This window comes from Rhodocytophaga rosea (genome assembly GCF_010119975.1).
GTDB classification, from domain to species: Bacteria; Bacteroidota; Bacteroidia; order Cytophagales; family 172606-1; genus Rhodocytophaga; species Rhodocytophaga rosea.
This window is the reverse complement of the sequence record NZ_CP048222.1, coordinates 1644497-1662491: the sequence shown is the minus strand read 5'-3', so window position 1 is coordinate 1662491 and position 17995 is coordinate 1644497. Positions and strand designations below refer to the sequence as shown.

Below are 17995 nucleotides of genomic sequence, written 5' to 3'. Positions count from 1 at the left end.
TAAATAGCTTGCCTGCTAAGGAGTTCCACAGAAAAATGGAGGATCAGAGAAGAGTAAATTTATCGATTTGAAATTACTTTATTTATGTTATGCCTTACTGAAATTACCAAAAATGGGCATTCTTTTCAACCTGGATATATGTTCTAAAAATTAATTATAACTTTTCAATAAACTACAAACTCATTATCATAAAGCTCTTAACCTATCGTCCACTTTCTCGAGGAAAAACCTCAATAGCCTTGGGCTACCTTTAGATTTAATCAACTAAGCTGCACCTTGTTAATTATTGGGGCAAACATTAATAGTGGGCTGTCAGAAAGGTTATTTGGTTCTCTGCACCAAAGGTGGATACTCTTCGGCTTTTGTAACTATATGCATAGAAATGGTCCGTATGTGAAAAGATTGTTTGTATGTTTGGTTGTCAGTACTAATAATAAAATGATAGGTTCCGTCTGGTATTCACCCGTTAAAATGGATACTCCCCTTGCATTATAATTTTAAAGCAAACTAATTGAAGATTAGCATTAGTTTCAATAGTTGAGCCTCAATGAAAGAATCTAAATTTATTGTTTCTGTTAATCGGAAAACTGTCACCTGTAGTATATCCCCAACAGCAAAGCCTTGTAAGGTAGCGGCTTACAAGGCTTCGTATAATAGTTGTAAAACTTGTGTGATTAGTAGAAAGAATTTAAGAATATTTAATTACGATCTATGAAAGTATTTTATCTTCAAACTAATTATTATATATAAAGTCATGGTAAAATATTTAGTTAGCTTAACTAAAAAGATTATTTCCTTTTTCATGACTCTATATTTACTTTTTAAAGGCCAACATGCAAGGAGACTCCAAAACTCCTTACGTTAGGGGTATTAAAGTAATCGAGCGCTCTACCATTGGAATTTCCCGTCAGGTTGGTTTCCGGATCAACTCCTGTGTAGGGAGTACTCATCCAAAGATTGTGAGCGAAAATTCCTAATGATGCTTTATCTAATTTGATGCGATTGAGGAAAGCCTGGTTAAAATTATAGGTTAATTGTACTTGCCGTAACCGCAAAGAGGAGGCTCTCTCTATATAGGCTTCAGCTATCCCACCTTTGCCGTACCGTACCCAGCGGTTATTACTAATAGATTCAGTATCTGAGAAATTGACAAGTGTTGTATTTAGAGCACCTTCCGGATTTACCCCTGCAAATACATAACCAGTGATACTTCGCTGCTTTCCGCTTGTTGCCGACGTGCCTAGGTAGTCTAGGGTGCTTTGCGTACCATTCCATTTCACTCCTCCTTTCTGATAATCAAATAAGAAAGAAAGTTGTAATCCTTTCCATTCCAGGTTGCTCTCTACGCTGGCAAGCCAATCCGGATTAGGGTTTCCGAGTATTCCAGAAGTAGGAGCTACTAAAGGAAAGCCATCCTTCCCAATACTTAATTCCCCTTGCTCAGTATGCTGGTAACGGGTGCCGTACAATACTCCATAAGGTTGTCCTTCAATCAGATTAGAACTTGCTGTTGAAAATCCGGCAAGTGCTACCCTTTCCACAGCAAGTTCTTTTACTAATGACTGGTAGCGGGTGAAGTGAACTCCGGTATTCCAGCTAAAATATTGTGTGCGTAAGGGCGTCACCTGTAGATCAATTTCTACTCCTTTATTCTCTAAGGAACCGCCATTTTTAAGATAAACGGTGGACTGGTTAAAGATGGGGACATACAGGTTCTGAGTCAGGGTATGATAGTAAACTCCCTGTAGAGTCAGGCGGCCATCAAACAACTGCCATTCTGTACCGATTTCCCAGCTGCGATTTATTTCAGGCTTAGTAAGTAAAGTGTTTTGAGTAGCAACCCGTTCAAAATTGTAGGTAACTTGATCTATTGAGGCTGTTGCAAGTGGTAGATTAGCATCGATGAACAAGGGAGCTTCCTTAGCAATTCGTCCAATGGATGTAAAAACCTTTCCACTATTCACCACCTGGCTATAAACTGGCAGTAATTCAGTAAGCTGAACGGATAATCCGGCTAATGGAGAAAACAAATACCCCTTGGGTAATGTAGTAGTTAACTCATGCGTCATTCCTAAGTCCAGGTTCACAGCACTACGCCAGTTGAGGGAAGCTTTACCCATAAAGGAAGTATTGCGCTGAAGGAAATCTTGCCGCATAATAGTCAAACTGCTTGCATTTGCTAGAGAAAAATCACCGGCTTGCAGCAAACCAGTTCCATCGGTCCGGTTCACGTTGCGCTTGGTTTCCCTGTAAGTAACACCTCCACTGGTTTGAAGCGAGAAGTCCTGCCATTGCTTTTGGTAATTCACTATGAGTGCAGACTGCCAGTGCAGAAACTGTTCTTTCCGCTGCATGAGGTTACCTATTGGCTGACCAGCCGATTGTACATCTACTCCCGCCTGTCTTTCGTCTGTGAAACGATCCATATTCAAGTGATAGGCCAGTTGCAGGTTACTTCCCAAGTCATACCTGGCTCCAATTTTACTTACCAGCCTATGTAGCCCTGTTTGTTGCCTGTTTTTCTGGCTGGTCCAGTAAGGATTATCAAACCAATCACTTGCCTGCCGCTGGCTACCATCTTCTAACTGATATCCCACATCATTGATAAAGGTGGGTGGTGTAGCAAGCAAACTCAGCAATATTCCTGAAGGATTATTACCACGCAGGGTTTGCCGACTGTGTGTATGGGTATACCAAGCCATACCATCCAGTTTAAGTTTACCCCAGGTTTTCTCTCCGGTTAGCTTCAAACTATTGCGCTGCAAGTAAGTAGTAGGCAAAATTCCCTTCTGGTACTGGTTACCAGCGCTTATGTTCCAGCGATACCGATCTTTGTTATGTCCCACAGACAGTTGATTACGTATGGTTAAGCCATTTCTGAAAAATGAAGCTGGCTGGTTAACTGGAAGTGGCCTGCCAGCATTCAAGCCATGAGGAACTACTTGCCCATCTGGTGATACTGCTAAATCTGCAATTCTAGGACCCCAGCTAAAGGGTTCATCTATTGCTTGGTAACTGAGTTCGCCTGCCAAAGGTCTGCCTTGTGCAAACCCGGTTTGCAATTGAGGTAAGCGATTGACTTGCTCGGCAGAAATGGAAGAAGTAAAGGCTACCTGAGGATATTTTCCCCACTTATTGTGAAAGTTCTTCGTAGTAATAACTACTACACCCCCTACTCCCTGGCTTCCATACAGGGCAGTAGCACTAGGTCCTTTAATTACTTGTATAGATTCAATTTCTCCTAGCGAAAAATCGCTCATGCGGTTGGCATTGTCGAATCCTCCCGTTCCGTTTCCTGATTCACTGTTATCTACCCGAATCCCATCCACTATATACAGCGGTGAGTTGGATAAAGCTAAAGAAGTATTTCCCCGGATTCTGACTGAAGTACTTCCTCCAGGTACACCTGCGTTCTGCTGAGCAACTACTCCGCTCACCCGGCCTTGCAAGGTTTGTTCAATAGATCCGCTAGGCGTAGGCTGAAAATTATTTGAGGAAATGGTGCTTATTGAAGCAGTTATATCTTTCTTCGTTTGCATTCCATAGCAAGTTACCACTACCTCACTAAGAGATTGTATGTCAGGGGTTAGTCCCATTACCGGACTAAAGCCTCTCACTTGCACACCTGCTATGGCTCCTGATAGGGCGTAATTGCTCACCCCTTGCGGCAAGGGCAAAGGTTGCTTGACTTCAATAGGAGACCCTTCAGTTCTAACTAAGGAATCTACTGCAATGAAAGAGGTATACGCTGTAAGTAAATTATATTTGAGTCCGAGCTGGGTTATATTCTGCTGAAGCTTGGAGGTATGAGGACCTTTACCTGTTGCATTGTAGTAGCTACTGTTATCTTCGAAAAAACTGGCATAATCGTCCCAGTATTTAATCCGCTCTCTTGCCCATAAATAGCGCAGGGCTTGGTTATGATCAGACCGGGCAGAAGCTATCTCAATCTTTTGTGTATAAGCCGTGTGTCCGGAAAGCCCATTCAGACGAATCGTACCTTGAGCAGTGCCCTTATACTTTCCGAAAACAATAATGGGCCGCCCTGCAAATACATCGGGAATACTGGTGGGTTCTACATCATATACGTCCAGCCCTCCAAAATCCAATTGAATATTTGTCAGCACTGGGTGTTCCAATAATTCTATAAATTCATTCCCCACCTTACGAGCTTCCCTTTCATTACTGGCAAAAAAGGGCTCACCCATCCCAGTATGAGCTAGCCCCTCGATTAAATATCGATTAACAGAACTGCCAATGCCAAAAGCAAAAAAGTTAGCCTCATTTAAATGTTGTCGTACCAGTTCAAAAGCACGTTTCTCTACATCTACGTAGCCATCGGTAATTAAAGCAAATGTCCGGGCATATCCTTCTGTACCTTTCAGCGCCAAGGCTCGTTGTAAAGCAGGAAGTAAACTGGTGCTGCCGCTTCCCTTTTGCCGGTTAATAAAAGCAATAGCCCGGCTGATATTGCCTTCATTCGCTTCCACCGACTCATCCTCTGAAAAAATACTGCTCATTCCGGCAAATAGAATAACATTGAAGCGGTCTTCAGGACGCATATTGGTGAGCAATTTTTGCATGAGCTCCTTGGATACATCCAGCGGAAATCCATGCATGGAACCAGATACATCCAGAATGAATACATATTCACGAGGAGGAATTTGTGCCAGCGTAGGCTTATCCGGAGGCTGCATCATCAACAGGAAAAAGTTTTCCTCTTCCCCCGGATGGAGCAATAATCCCGATTCTACCTGCCCACCTCGCAAGCGGTAGCGTAATACAAAGTCACGGTTCCCACCAGTTTTTTCAGTTGGGTCTAAGCTGATTTGAGCCGTATTTTTATCGGCGAAAGTGATGTTTACCTGATGAGAAGGGGAGAATACTTTTTGAATGGGTAATCCTGCGTTGAGCCTTGTAGTGAGATTAAAATCATAGGTTGGAGCCTTGCCTTCAGTAAGATATGGATTCTGCACCCACTTTTCATCCGTGTGAGCGGCATCGTCTGGTGTTTCAGAGTAATGTGGACCTACCACGGTTGGATAGACAAATGCATAGGTGCCATCTGTAGCCGTAAGTAGTTCGGTATAGCGGAGTTCAACAGTAATAGTATCATTAGGCAAAATATTTCCTACGTTCATCTGGAATACATTAGGACGTTTCTGCTCTAGCAGGGTGGCGGTTTTACCAGCATGAATGGCTTGTTCGTACTGCTCTCTGGCTTGCTGCTTTTCCTGAATTTTGGCGGTAATATGCCGCTTGCCTACTTGCATACTCATCCCGTACACTGCGGCTCTGGTAGATCCAGGAAAGATATAAACGGCTTCCAACGATTTTTTCCCTTGGTTAATATACACTTGCTTAACAAGTATCTCAGCAATAACCCCACTGATGTTTACGCTTGCCGAAGTAGAGTGAAGCGGCATTGCATCAAGTGTAGGGTCATCGCTTTGTACAAAAAAGTAGGGCGATAGGGTTTTATCTTCCGGACTGTCAGGTATGGTATGCCGGTATGTTTTGATTTTTGCCTGCTCTTGTTTAAGTGAATCCAGTTGCGCCTGTAAGTGTTTTTCTGCTTGCGTTTCCTGATCCGTTAATGGAGGCACAATCACTTCCTGGGTGGTATACCCAATGTAGGATATCACTAAAGTTGCTCCAACGGGGGCTTTTAGTTCATAGTATCCATTACTGTCAGTAGTGGTTCCTTGTGCAGTGCCTTTCACTACAATGTTCACTCCAGGTAAAGGAGTACCGCTTTGAGGGTCCATTAAAGTACCTTTCACAGTGCGTATCTGAGCTTGGCTATAGACATTTAATAGAATTAATAATGTAGCCAATAATAACAAGGAGTAGTATTTTGTCATAGGTTAGGGGTAGGGTTAAAGTAGAAAACCAGAAAAGGCAGCCTCTTAGTGTGGCGACCGTACCTAATAGATGCAGCAGGAGAAAAAATTCCATAAGAGACTGCTCCATTTTTTGAAATGTCGATTTAATATTAGAGCGACCGAGAAGAATACTATGTGAGATGTATTATCAAGGTTGCTCCGTTAATAGATAAGGTTATTCTATTTTCGGGTTAGTTCTTAAATGAAAGTCAGCCCATAAGGCTAATGTATACAAGGAGTAAATTGATCCAATCAAATTCTGGATGGCTGGGAAAGATCCATGTAAATAACAATAGGAGCGTGTTTACTAATCAAGCTACCCTTTAAAAGAAAAATTATTAGCTCCTTATACCTTATATAGGTACTTAAACTTGTGGAAATTTCAAGAGGGATTCTAAAGGAGATTGGATATTGCCTTCAATATTTACTTTAAGATAAAGGGTTAAATCTGTAAAGATACCATAAAGCTTAAATTAGCTGGAATAATAAGTTGATATTTAATGAATAGTATTAGCTGAAACTGTCCCCAGTAGTGTTATTTCAATAAACAAAAAGCCCCGTAACGAATCGTGTTACAGGGCTATGGTGGTTTGTTTTGTAGCGGGAGTAGGACTCGAACCTACGACCTTTGGGTTATGAGCCCAACGAGCTACCAACTGCTCCATCCCGCGATATAAATTGGTTTGCAAACTTACATGGGTTTTTTGTATAAAACAAGTACCTTTGCAAAAAAATAATAAAAATAAGCCTGCCCAATAGTACAGAATTCATGTATCCTATTGACTCTGAATGGTTTTATTTTAATTGTTTTGCAGGGACACCTTTTCCTTATTTATATTTTAGTTATTTATTCATTCATTGCCAAACCTATAATAGCTATAAAGCGCTAAGGGGTAAGAATATAGTATCGAATGCTTAATTACATGGAGAATATTACACATAAAGCTGGTTTTGTAAGCATCATCGGAAAGCCGAATGTGGGTAAATCTACACTCATGAATGCCCTGGTGGGTGAACGTTTGTCGATCATTACCTCCAAAGCCCAAACGACCAGGCACCGGATCATGGGTATAATTAATGGCGATGATTTTCAGATTGTGTACTCAGATACGCCCGGCATTATTGAGCCCAAATATGAACTGCATAAATCCATGATGCGCTTTGTGCATACTTCTCTGGAAGATGCAGATGTGGTTTTATTTGTGACAGATATTTTTGAAAAGTTTAATGAGGAAGATGTTATTACCAAGCTAAAGCATATACAGGTTCCGGTTTTCCTGGTCATTAATAAAGTGGATCTGGCTACCCAGGAGCAGGTCATTGAAAAAACGCAGTACTGGCAGCAATGCCTGCAGCCGAAAGAGATAATAGCTGTGTCTGCCCTGAAAGGATTTAATACTGGCCGTATTCTGGAAGCCATCAAGGAAAATCTGCCTGAACATCCGGCGTATTTCCCCAAAGATGAACTGACAGATAAGACGGAACGGTTCTTTGCTGCTGAAATCATCCGCGAAAAGATCTTTCTGAATTATAAAAAAGAAGTCCCCTACAGCTGTGAGGTAATCGTTTCAGAGTTTAAAGAGAAAAAAGATATGCTGGTGATCCGGGCCGAAATCCTGGTAGAAAGAAAAAGTCAGCGGGCTATTCTGCTGGGACATAAAGGGGAATCTATTAAAAAAACAGGCATAGCTGCCAGAGAGGAAATGGAAACATTCTTTGGCAGGAAAATCTTTCTGGAAACGCATGTAAAAGTAGAGCCAGACTGGCGTTCCAAAACGGCTGCCCTGGATAGATTTGGATATAATAATTAGAATTACAGAATTACAGAATTACAGAATTACAGAATTACAGAATTACAGAATTACAGAATTACAGAATTACAGAATTACAGAATTACAGAATTACAGAATTACAGAATTACAGAATTACAGAATTACAATTTATTATTCACCCATTCTTTTAAATACTTATTCCGACCTTCAGTAAGTCTGTAATTCATTCATTAATAAAAAATATGGCAAATATTGTTGCAATTGTAGGAAGGCCGAACGTGGGTAAATCCACCTTGTTTAACAGGCTGATTGAAAGCCGGAAGGCGATTATGGATGATGTAAGCGGGGTAACCAGGGACCGCCATTATGGCTATGCTGAGTGGACCGGAAAGTTTTTTACGGTGATTGATACTGGCGGCTATGTAGTAGGCTCAGATGATATTTTTGAAGGCGCTATACGCGAGCAGGTGGAAATCGCCATTGAAGAGGCTTCTGTTGTATTATTCATGGTAGATTTAGATACCGGACTCACAGATCTGGATAAGGATTTTGCTTCTGTCTTGCGAAAATCTAAGAAGCCGGTATTTGTCGTGGCAAACAAAGCCGATACTAACCTGAAAGCCCAGATGAGCAGTGAGTTTTATGCCCTTGGATTAGGAGAAGTATATCCTATTTCTTCGCAGAATGGCTCAGGTACCGGCGATCTGCTGGATGAGGTGGTAAAACATTTTCCCGATGAAGGCATTGAAAACCCGGAAGCAGGTATTCCCAGGTTTGCTGTATTAGGAAGGCCTAATGTAGGCAAATCTTCTTTTGTGAATGTATTATTAGGTAAAGAGCGCAGCATTGTTACAGATATTGCCGGCACCACCAGAGATTCTATTCACACACATTATAATGCGTTTGGCAAGGAATTTATCCTGATAGATACCGCAGGTTTGCGGAAAAAATCAAAGGTGAATGATAATATAGAGTTCTATTCGGTGCTTCGCACGATTCAGGCGCTGGAAGAGGCGGATGTGTGTATTGTGATGCTGGATGCCACCAGGGGCATTGAATCGCAGGATGTGAATATTATTTCGCTGGCGGCCAAAAACAAAAAAGGCATTGTGATTATGGTTAATAAGTGGGACCTGGTAGAAAAAGACCAGGCGACGGCTAAAAAATTCACTGATACCATTTTAGAGCGCCTGGCACCTATGGATTATTTTCCGATCATTTTTACGTCCGTTATAGAAAAACAACGGATTTTTAAGGCGATTGAAAAAGCAGTGGAGGTATTTGAAAACCGTACCAAGAAAATTTCTACCTCATCACTCAATGATGTGATGCTGAAAGAGATAGAGCATTATCCGCCACCGGCTATCAAAGGAAAATTTGTCAAGATCAAGTATATCACACAGTTACCTACCCATACACCGGTGTTTGCCTTTTTCTGTAATTTGCCTCAATATATCCAGCCGGCCTACGAAAGATACCTGGAAAATAAATTACGGGAGCATTTTGACTTTGAAGGGGTTCCAATTGCAGTAGTTTTCAGAAAAAAGTAACCTTTTATAGCGTAATCTCGAAAAATGACTATATTTACCACTTAACTTAAACCCCGTTCATTGTATGAAAAAACTATTGGCTTTATTCCTGGTGGCAGGTATGTTCGCTGTATCATCCTGTGCAAGTACTGATACTACAGAATCCACTGACACTGATACTACCACTGTTGCCCCAGCTGAAGAACCTGCCATGGATATGCCAGCTGACACAGCCTCTGCACCGGCTGATACGACTTCTATGCCAGCTGATACAACCGGAAATTAATTTTAATATACGTTTTTATAAACAGCCGGGAATTTTCCCGGCTGTTTTTTATTTTTATATACTGTACACTTTTCCTTTTCTGTGCCTTTGCTTTCTGTATTCTATCAATTTTGCCCCTCAACAGCGGCCGACTATTGCTATCAACTGTGGCTCTCCCACGGCTTCCAGCTGCGGATTACCCGGGCCAGAAGCAGTAAATTAGGCGATTACCGTTTTTCTTCTGCTGCGGCTGTTAAACATCAGATTAGTGTGAATGAAAATCTGAATCCGTATTCCTTTCTGGTTACTTACATTCATGAAGTGGCGCACCTGCTTACTTTTCAGCAGTACAAACGCAAAGTAAATCCACATGGGAAAGAATGGAAACGTAATTTTCAGCAGCTTATGCATCCGATATTGAACGAAACCGTGTTTCCGGCTTCTATCTTATTGCCATTGCAAGCCTATATGGCTAATCCCAAAGCGTCTTCCTGCTCAGATGCTGTTTTGCTTAAAGCCCTCCAAAGTGCAGACCTGACAGGCAGCCAAACTTTTTTAACAGAACTTGCGGTAGGAGAGAATTTTACCCTGCAAGGCAGAGTATTCACCAAAGGGGCACTTAAACGTACCAGGATTCTTTGCCTGGAGAAAAAATCTGGCAAACAATACCTGATTCCCGGGCAGGCAGTGGTAGAAAAATTGTAATGATTTTTTTCTATAACCGGAAAAACCTCATTAGCTTTTTTGATAGCTGATGAGGTTTTATGGCTCACAAAAGGAAGTTACTTGCAACCTATCTTTTTCTTCACCTGATTGATTAGTTCATATACCTTTCCTGCATTAGTTCCTGTAATAAAATGATCAGGCTTAAGTTTGCCGCCAGTATGAATATGCTTTTGGGCGTTGGTAAGCTGGGCACAGGCAGCCGTTGTATTTTTTTTGTCGAGCTGTTTCCTGGCATTGTCGAGCATGCTGATGAATTTTTTCAGATTATCCTCCGCTTTTTTGCCAGTGCCTGTTCCTTTAATAGTTTTGTTTGCTATGTAAGCCTTATATTGATTCCATAAGTCAGTACTGGTTGTTACAGGTACCGGATACATTACTTTAATAATAGCGATATCACCCGCAGAAAGTGCATTGCGTTGCGCTGTAAAAGTAGAACCATCTAATTTAGTAATGGTAGGCTTCCCGTTCATGGAGAATGCATTAGATGGATACATCATAATAGAACCAAAGTCAAGCGTACCATGGTCGAATCCATCGGAGCCTAATTCAGTGTAGGTAGAAAAGTTTTGCTCATACCCTTCAGAAATATTATTCCATAGAATTTTGATATATTTTCCCCGGTCTACCCTGGTTTGCTCATGCCATAATCCAACGGTATGGCCAATTTCATGAATGACATTACCAGTAGTACAGGATAGCGCAAGAAATACATATTGTTCGCCCCCAAGTTTCCCGACATACGATGAACAGCCTGACCCTGTGGTGAAGGTAACAAAGTCAGGCTGGGTAGTACGCAACACAAACTTGATCGGGGAATTCGCTTGCCAGTGCGTAATTGCATCTTTCACCCGTTGCTGGTTGGGCAGATCAGGATCAATGGTATAATACACTATTTTATTCGACCATCTGTATTCCTGTAGCGAACGGCCTGTGCCTTGCGTCCGTCCATTAGCAGCACCTGGGGTTTCATTGACCGACAATTGTTCCTGAGTTAAGAGAATATCTCCCTGGAAAACCATTTGATTCCCAATCTTGCTATAAGATATGGGCGTGCCAAATAATATACCCTCTTCAATCTTGCCAGTTTCTCCTGAGAAAGCTTCTTCTACCTGAAAAGTTTCGGGTTGGGTAGCAGCTGGTGTTAGCAGAATATCTTCTTTCTGGCACGAATAAAGAAAAGCTGTGGCTGCAAATAGCCATATCAAAGAGGGTAAGAATTTTGCTCTCATAAAATGTGGTAATGTAAAATATTAAGAAGGATTCTATTCGTAAATTGAGGAATTAATGAGGATTTTTGAATAGATAAAATTAAAAAATACTAAGTAACAATGATACCTCATAAAATTAGATTTTGCAATTTATTTATGCAAAAAATTTGATGCTTTCTATGGCTTTTTTATACGTTACAGACTGTCTTACAACAACAGGCAATCTTATCTAAATAAAGCCTTACCTGCGATTACAGGAGCAGAAAATAGAGGCTGTTATTATAGTTTAGCAAAAATCTGTAAAATTTATATAAATAATACTATGTGCGATAACTTTTCTATAATATTTGCGGAATTAATACTATAAAAACAAAAAAGCTCTGGATTTGCAGAGCTTTTTTGTTACATAATCTTGATACTTTGGCTGTATCTGAAAGAAATTTTAATCGAATTTTAATCTCGAAATTTAAACCAGGGGTTCAAAACTACGTATTATCTCAAATTATGTAGGCGATACATAATGTAAAAAGTGTATACCGTAAAGGCCTTTATTCATGATAGAGGCTTTTTTATTGGCCTTTATCGAAGCTGCAAAATTATTGGCTGATTGGCTGAGACCAAAACTTATAAAATTATTTTTATTACATCATTATTCTTACTGTTATTAACAGTAATATACTTATAATGAGATAGGTATACATAAAATAAGTTACTTTATTGCAAAATATAGTACTTGTTTACAATATTATTTTTATAATTATGTAAGCCGATTTACCCACATTTATAAAGAAAAAAATCAATTCTCTTTACTCTGTAAAATATCCCCCTTGTAGTTGAATCTTTTTTAAGAATTTTTTACCATAGTTACTGCTGATAGAAACACCATTCTATGTAGAAAGTCAGAATGTTTGTTTATGAATCAGGTAGTTCAGGTGAGTATTATTGCACGGGTAGAATCCTAAATAAAAAGCCTCTCAAAATGAAAGGCTTTTTATGAAATAATCACGTCTCTAAATTTGTTAATGACTCTATATAACTCATTGCTTAAAAAGGAAACCACATCTATACTTTTGGTGGATATTTTGATAGTCAATGTTATAGGCGTATGTATAAGTTATTTTTAGTAGATTCTTATTTCGGGAGTAGCAAAAAGGATGATGGTCGGCTTAACCTTTTTAACTCATTCTGCCATTATTTCATAGATAAGCGCATACTCTGTAAAATGAGCATTGAACTCCACATAAGCTTTTGAAAAAAGGTGTTTAATGCGTTTAATCGTATTTTTGTAAATAAAGCGGCCCACAAAACAAAGTAATGTTATAGAGCATTATTCCATTTTTTTGATAAACAATGTAGATAAAGTATCAATCATTGACGGGAAAAGAAGCTTAAACAGGTTTATGAACAGGTAAATCAGGCCTGATATATTAAAAATTCTTAAAATATTACTGCGTATGAATTTTCTTAATCCTGCATTTTATAGTATATGTAAATTATAGACTTTTAATGACTATATAATCCAGGATAAATACTATTTTTATGAACATTAACTTCATAGAAAATTTGCCCACTCCCTATAAAGTTTTTCACTCCTTAAGCGAGATATATTCATTTTTCCGGCTACATGGCTCGTACCAGTGTATAGGGGGTATTAAAACATATTCCTATACATTGTTCAAATTAATTCCCCTGGGAGGGATATACAGCCAGATCACTGTGCTGAATGTAAATACTACTAAATTACTTGAACTGTGTTCCATTACACGGGATTTTATCAGGCCTTCTGATCCGAAAGAAGGCTTTGGTAGCATATACTTCAAAATCAGCCAGGAGGGGGAAACCAAGTTGCTGGAAGCTATCAGTAATTTGACTGTACGCAGAAAGCTCAAGAAGGGCAAAACATTCTCGAGTGTAGGCGCATATACGCTGTAAGCACGCAGGTTTCATTTGCTCCTCAGTATGGGGTTCATTAAAAACCATTAGACGGTAACCATCCAGAGTTCCTCCCATTTAGTGGTATAGCAGGGGGAAAGATAGTTTCGCTCCATTTTCCAGGCTGTATTTTTATCAGGAAAATTCTGTTCGGCCACAATTACCGTATTTCTCCCTTTTCTGCTGTTCAATGTATCGGTTACTCCAGTTAGTATCTCCTGTCTTGCCCGGTCTACAGAGTCAAATAAATCTAATTGTACCTCATTTTTAGGTACAATGCCTGTTACAATGACACCTGCTTTTTTGTACTCATAGCCTTCCTGGTATAGCAGGCTCAGGGCTTGCAGGGCATAATGAATAAGTTCGGGCGTGCTATGAGTGGCTACAGGCAGTTTTATAGTTCTGCTTGAATTATACTGTGGTTTATCTGCATTGAATTTGTTGGTATGAAGGAACACCTGTAGCATACCTGCACACGAGCCCTGATGGCGTAATTTTTCCCCACATCTGGCTGTAAAGTTGGCAACGGCTGCTTTCAAATCATTCAGCAGCGTCACATTTTTTGGAAAACTGCGTGAATGGCAGATGGCTTTTTTGGCAGGTGCCACCGATTCGAGCGATAAACAGGGAATGCCGCGAAGTTCATATACCAGGCGCAATCCAACAATGGTCAGGTTTTTTTTCACCCATCCGTCTTTGGCATGTTTGAGTTGCAGGGCGGTGTGAATATTATTGCTTTTTAAAAACTTGGCATACTGTCTGCCTACACCCCATAAATCGCTTACATCCATAGTTTCTAATACCGTATCAATCTCCCTGGTTTCCCGGAGTAACTGTATGCCATTTGCTTTTTTGGCTACCTTATTGGCCGCCTTGGCAAGCGTTTTGGTAGGAGCAAGTCCGATCGATACCGGAATACCGGTCCATTGCTTCACCCTATCTCTGATGGTTTTTCCATGCGAAAGCAGATGCTGGGAGGGCCATTGGGGAAAACTTAAAAAACACTCATCAATCGAATATATTTCCGTTTCGGGAGCAAGTTCAGCTAAGATATTCATCACCCTGGAAGACATATCTCCATACAGTTCATAATTAGAAGAAAATACTTTTACGCCATATTTCTCAATGACCGGCTTGGCTTTGAAGTAAGGCTCTCCCATTTGGATGCCGAGCGCCTTGGCTTCGTTGGATCTGGCTACAATACAACCGTCATTATTGGACAGAACCACTACCGGCTTATTAATTAAAGAAGGATCAAATACTCTTTGACAGCTTGCATAGAAATTATTGGCATCTACTAATCCGAACATAGGTGTTATAGTAAAGGATGAATGACATGGGTTACTACCCCCCACACAAAAACAGTATCCGTAGGTTCTTTAATAATAATAGGCTCGTACGCATCATTCTCAGGCAGTAAGTATAGAATGTCATTCTTGTATTGAATGCGTTTTACGGTACATTCTCCATTAATCACGGCTATTACTATTTTTCCGTTTCCTGGCAGAATGGAACGGTCGACGGTGAGCAGATCCCCATCATATATGCCTGCCTTCGTCATAGATTCGCCTTTTACCCGTACAAGAAATGTTGAAGCCGGACGTTTAATAAGGTACTCATTCAGGTCTAGTTTTATATCTATGTAATCATCAGCCGGTGAGGGGAAGCCTGCACTTACAGCATAATTAAAAAGAGGTAACTGAATTTTATTTTCAATTATACCTATAGTATCGTATAGTTCGCTTATTCGCATAGGGAATAATTTTTATAGTACATAAAATAATAGCAGTATTCAAATGACTAAATAATTGTTGTTATTTCAAACTATTATTACAACTTTTTTTGTATAATACTTAAAATGATGTAAAATGGTTTAGAGTATTCCGAAACTGTATTCTATTAGGAGGAGAATCTTTAGTTAGAAAACAGAAGCGGGAGCAGGCGCTATTGTAGTAAATTACTTGCTATATAAGTGTAAAACAGTAACTTAGTTCAGGCAACAATCTATACAACTCTCTCATTAAACCGCTACTCCTCTGCACGATCCTTTCCCTTTTGTTTTTTTGCTGTACATCTAATAAAAAAGAACTGGGTATTGACTCAGATCTTGGCCAAAAGGTAGATAAACTGGTACAACCTTATATTAATGAGTCCAAAGTAGCAGGGATGGTAGTGGGCGTTTTTAAAGATCATCAGCCATTGGTTTTAAAAGCATATGGCTTTGCTGACCTAGAACTGGATGTAAAACTTCCGGTAAACGCCTCTTTTGAAATTGGTTCGGTAACCAAACAATTTACGGCTGCTGCCATTCTTCAACTGGCTGAACAGCAGAAACTTTCTCTGGAAGATGACATCACCAAGTATATTGCATTCGATACACATGGAAAAAAGGTTACTCTCCGGCAGTTGCTCAGCCATACTTCCGGAATAAAAGGCTATACGGAATTACCCGTGTTTGGCCAATTATCGGTACATACATATTCCCGTGATACCCTGCTCCGCCTTGTTGAAAAAGAACCATTTGATTTTGACCCAGGTGAAGCGCTTATCTATAACAATACCGCCTTTTTCATGCTCGGACTGATTATCGAAAAAGTAAGTGGAATGGCTTATGAAGCCTACGTAAAGACACATCTTTTTGATAAAGCGGGCATGACAAACTCTTATTATTGCAGTGAAAGCAAAATAACCAAGAACAGAGCACATGGCTACGATACAAATAAAGAAGGATTAGTCCGGGCGGCCTATCTAGATCATACCTGGCCCTATGCAGCAGGTTCCTTATGTTCAACAGTAGAAGATCTGGAAAAATGGAATAATGCTCTCCATCACGGCAAAATACTCAGCGAAAAAATGTATGCTGAATTTATTACCCCTGTTCAACTCAACGATGGTACCCCTACACACTATGCCAAAGGTATTACTGTAACAGACTGGAAAGGCAAACGCCTGCTTGAACATGGAGGAGGCATTAATGGGTTTCTTTCACAGAATAGTTATTTCCCTGAAGAGGATGTGAGTATTATCGTACTGATCAATACAACCAGTGTAGGTCCTAGGGAGATTGCGGATCAGATCGCTGGTTTTCTTTTTAAAGATTCTTCCGGTAAGGTTAATACCTTTAGCGGAGATATTTCAAAATATACCGGCCATTACAAAGGCCGGGGCAGAGGCCAGGATCTGGCTGTGCAGGTTAGCAAAAATAACTCGGATCTTATGATAGATATGGGGGAGGGGAATGGTAATAAAAAAACACTTCACTTTATAAAAGAAAATACCTGGAGCGATGGTTTTGCTACTTACCTTTTTGAGGAGACAGATGGTAAAGTTAAGGCGTTAAGAATTGATCAGGTATATGGGTACTATATAATACCTCGATTAGTTTAGACCACTTTTCTTGTTTTCTTAGTTGAATTAAGCTGCCATTTTATAAAGATTAATGGGCTTGTTTCGGTCAATTCCCTGGTGTGGCCTTTGATTGTATTTCTCCATCCAGCCACTGATGCCCTGGTAGAGGGAGATGCCATCAGTGGCCGGGTTCAGGTAAATATGCTGGTATTTAATGGTCCGCCAAAACCTTTCTATAAATATATTATCCAGTGCCCTGCCTTTGCCATCCATACTGATACGGATAGATTCACTTTTTAAATATTCTACATACTCTTTACAGGTAAACTGGCTACCCTGGTCGCTGTTGACAATCCCGGGCTTACCATGCTCAGCTACCGCTGCTTTCAACACCTGCAAGCTAGCCTCAGCATCCAATGTATTAGACAAGCCCCAGCCCACAATATAGCGGCTATACACATCTATCACAGCCGTCAAATACATAAACCCTTTAGCCATCGCAACATAGGTAATATCTATAGCCCATACCTGGTTTGCCCGCTCTACTTTTAAGTTCCTGAGCAAATAAGGATAGATATACTTTTTGTCCCCTAACTGCGTCAGTTGCTTTCGGGGGTAGATAGGCCGGATGTTAGCCAGCCGCATCAATCTTCTTATCCGCTCGTAACCTGCTTTATAACCCTTTTCCTCCAGCATCGACTGCATTGTCAGCACTCCGGCCGTTGGTTCTTCTAATATATGGGCATCCATGAGCTGCATCATTCCTAAATTATCTGCATTCTCTTGTTTAGGCTCATAATAGAAAGAGGCCCGGCTGATAGAAAGTAAACGGCATTGCTGGCGAAGGCTAAGCTTTGCTTGAGGACTAACCAGTGATTTACGCTCCATTACAGTCCGGTCTTCTTCAAGCTTTTTTTTAAAAAGTCGCGTTCCATCTCCAGTTGCCCAATCTTAGCATAAAGCGCATCTAAGTTTACCTGCTCTTCTTTTTCTTTCCCTTCTGTGGAAGAGAATACCAGCTCCGAATTAGTTAAAAATTCCTGCTTCCACAGCGATATCTGGTTGGCGTGTACCTCAAAGCGGGCCGACAAAGCCGCTAATGTTTCCCGCTCTTTAAGCGCTTCCAATGCCACTTTCGCCTTGAAAGCAGCTGTAAATTTTCTCCTCGTTTTTTTCATCTTTTCCACGTTTAATTTGTATTGCTTTTCACTTTAACGCGTGGTCTGATTTTACCGAGGTATTATACTATATGTTGAAAAAGGATTAAAAGAAAGCTTAATAAGCTATCTGACTCTTTTCAGTTTCAGTTAAGGTATGCAGACTGATAATA

At 40.3% G+C, this 17995-nt stretch carries 12 protein-coding genes and 1 tRNA gene; 6 read left to right on the top strand and 7 right to left on the bottom strand.

Annotation, left to right across the window (positions count from 1 at the left end):
* Positions 1–821: 821 nt before the first annotated feature.
* Positions 822–5864, bottom strand: a complete 5043-nt coding sequence (locus tag GXP67_RS06990; protein WP_162442475.1) for a SusC/RagA family TonB-linked outer membrane protein — start codon at positions 5862–5864, stop codon at positions 822–824.
* A gap of 619 nt (positions 5865–6483) precedes the next feature.
* A tRNA-Met gene (locus tag GXP67_RS06985) sits at positions 6484–6556 on the bottom strand.
* A 252-nt stretch (positions 6557–6808) separates the two neighbouring features.
* On the opposite strand from GXP67_RS06985, the gene era reads away from it, so the two are divergent.
* The 4 genes from era to GXP67_RS06965 all read left to right on the top strand — a co-directional run bounded on the left by era (position 6809) and on the right by GXP67_RS06965 (position 10156).
* The gene (gene era / locus GXP67_RS06980) at positions 6809–7696 is read left to right on the top strand and encodes a GTPase Era (protein WP_162442474.1); all 888 of its coding nucleotides are present in this window, start codon (positions 6809–6811) and stop codon (positions 7694–7696) included.
* A 203-nt stretch (positions 7697–7899) separates the two neighbouring features.
* Positions 7900–9207, top strand: coding sequence for a ribosome biogenesis GTPase Der (der, locus tag GXP67_RS06975; protein ID WP_162442473.1), 1308 nt, complete (start codon positions 7900–7902; stop codon positions 9205–9207).
* A 64-nt stretch (positions 9208–9271) separates the two neighbouring features.
* Positions 9272–9472 (top strand): hypothetical protein, encoded by a 201-nt coding sequence (locus tag GXP67_RS06970; RefSeq protein WP_162442472.1) that lies wholly within the window; start codon positions 9272–9274, stop codon positions 9470–9472.
* An 81-nt stretch (positions 9473–9553) separates the two neighbouring features.
* Positions 9554–10156 (top strand): SprT-like domain-containing protein, encoded by a 603-nt coding sequence (locus GXP67_RS06965; protein ID WP_162442471.1) that lies wholly within the window; start codon positions 9554–9556, stop codon positions 10154–10156.
* A 77-nt stretch (positions 10157–10233) separates the two neighbouring features.
* Here GXP67_RS06965 and GXP67_RS06960 read toward each other — a convergent pair whose 3' ends face one another.
* Positions 10234–11406 carry a M12 family metallopeptidase gene (locus tag GXP67_RS06960; protein WP_162442470.1) on the bottom strand — a complete coding sequence of 391 codons (1173 nt, stop codon included), beginning with the start codon at positions 11404–11406 and terminating at the stop codon, positions 10234–10236.
* Between the two features lie 1518 nt (positions 11407–12924).
* Here GXP67_RS06960 and GXP67_RS06955 point away from each other — a divergent pair.
* The gene (locus tag GXP67_RS06955; RefSeq protein ID WP_162442469.1) at positions 12925–13317 is read left to right on the top strand and encodes a hypothetical protein; all 393 of its coding nucleotides are present in this window, start codon (positions 12925–12927) and stop codon (positions 13315–13317) included.
* Positions 13318–13364: 47 nt separating this feature from the next.
* On the opposite strand, the gene GXP67_RS06950 is transcribed toward GXP67_RS06955, so the two are convergent.
* Both GXP67_RS06950 and GXP67_RS06945 read right to left on the bottom strand, forming a co-directional pair.
* Positions 13365–14627, bottom strand: coding sequence for a Y-family DNA polymerase (locus GXP67_RS06950; RefSeq protein WP_162442468.1), 1263 nt, complete (start codon positions 14625–14627; stop codon positions 13365–13367).
* A gap of 5 nt (positions 14628–14632) precedes the next feature.
* Positions 14633–15070 carry a LexA family protein gene (locus tag GXP67_RS06945; RefSeq protein ID WP_162442467.1) on the bottom strand — a complete coding sequence of 146 codons (438 nt, stop codon included), beginning with the start codon at positions 15068–15070 and terminating at the stop codon, positions 14633–14635.
* 302 nt (positions 15071–15372) lie between these two features.
* On the opposite strand from GXP67_RS06945, the gene GXP67_RS06940 reads away from it, so the two are divergent.
* Positions 15373–16704, top strand: a complete 1332-nt coding sequence (locus tag GXP67_RS06940) for a serine hydrolase domain-containing protein (protein ID WP_162442466.1) — start codon at positions 15373–15375, stop codon at positions 16702–16704.
* Positions 16705–16731: 27 nt separating this feature from the next.
* Here GXP67_RS06940 and GXP67_RS06935 read toward each other — a convergent pair whose 3' ends face one another.
* Together GXP67_RS06935 and GXP67_RS06930 are read right to left on the bottom strand one after the other, a co-directional pair.
* Positions 16732–17553, bottom strand: a complete 822-nt coding sequence (locus tag GXP67_RS06935) for an IS3 family transposase (protein WP_162441441.1) — start codon at positions 17551–17553, stop codon at positions 16732–16734.
* Positions 17553–17843: a transposase gene (locus GXP67_RS06930; protein WP_162441440.1), complete on the bottom strand. Its 291-nt coding sequence runs from the start codon at positions 17841–17843 to the stop codon at positions 17553–17555. The genes GXP67_RS06935 and GXP67_RS06930 overlap by 1 nt, the downstream gene beginning before the upstream one ends.
* Positions 17844–17995 lie beyond the last annotated feature (152 nt).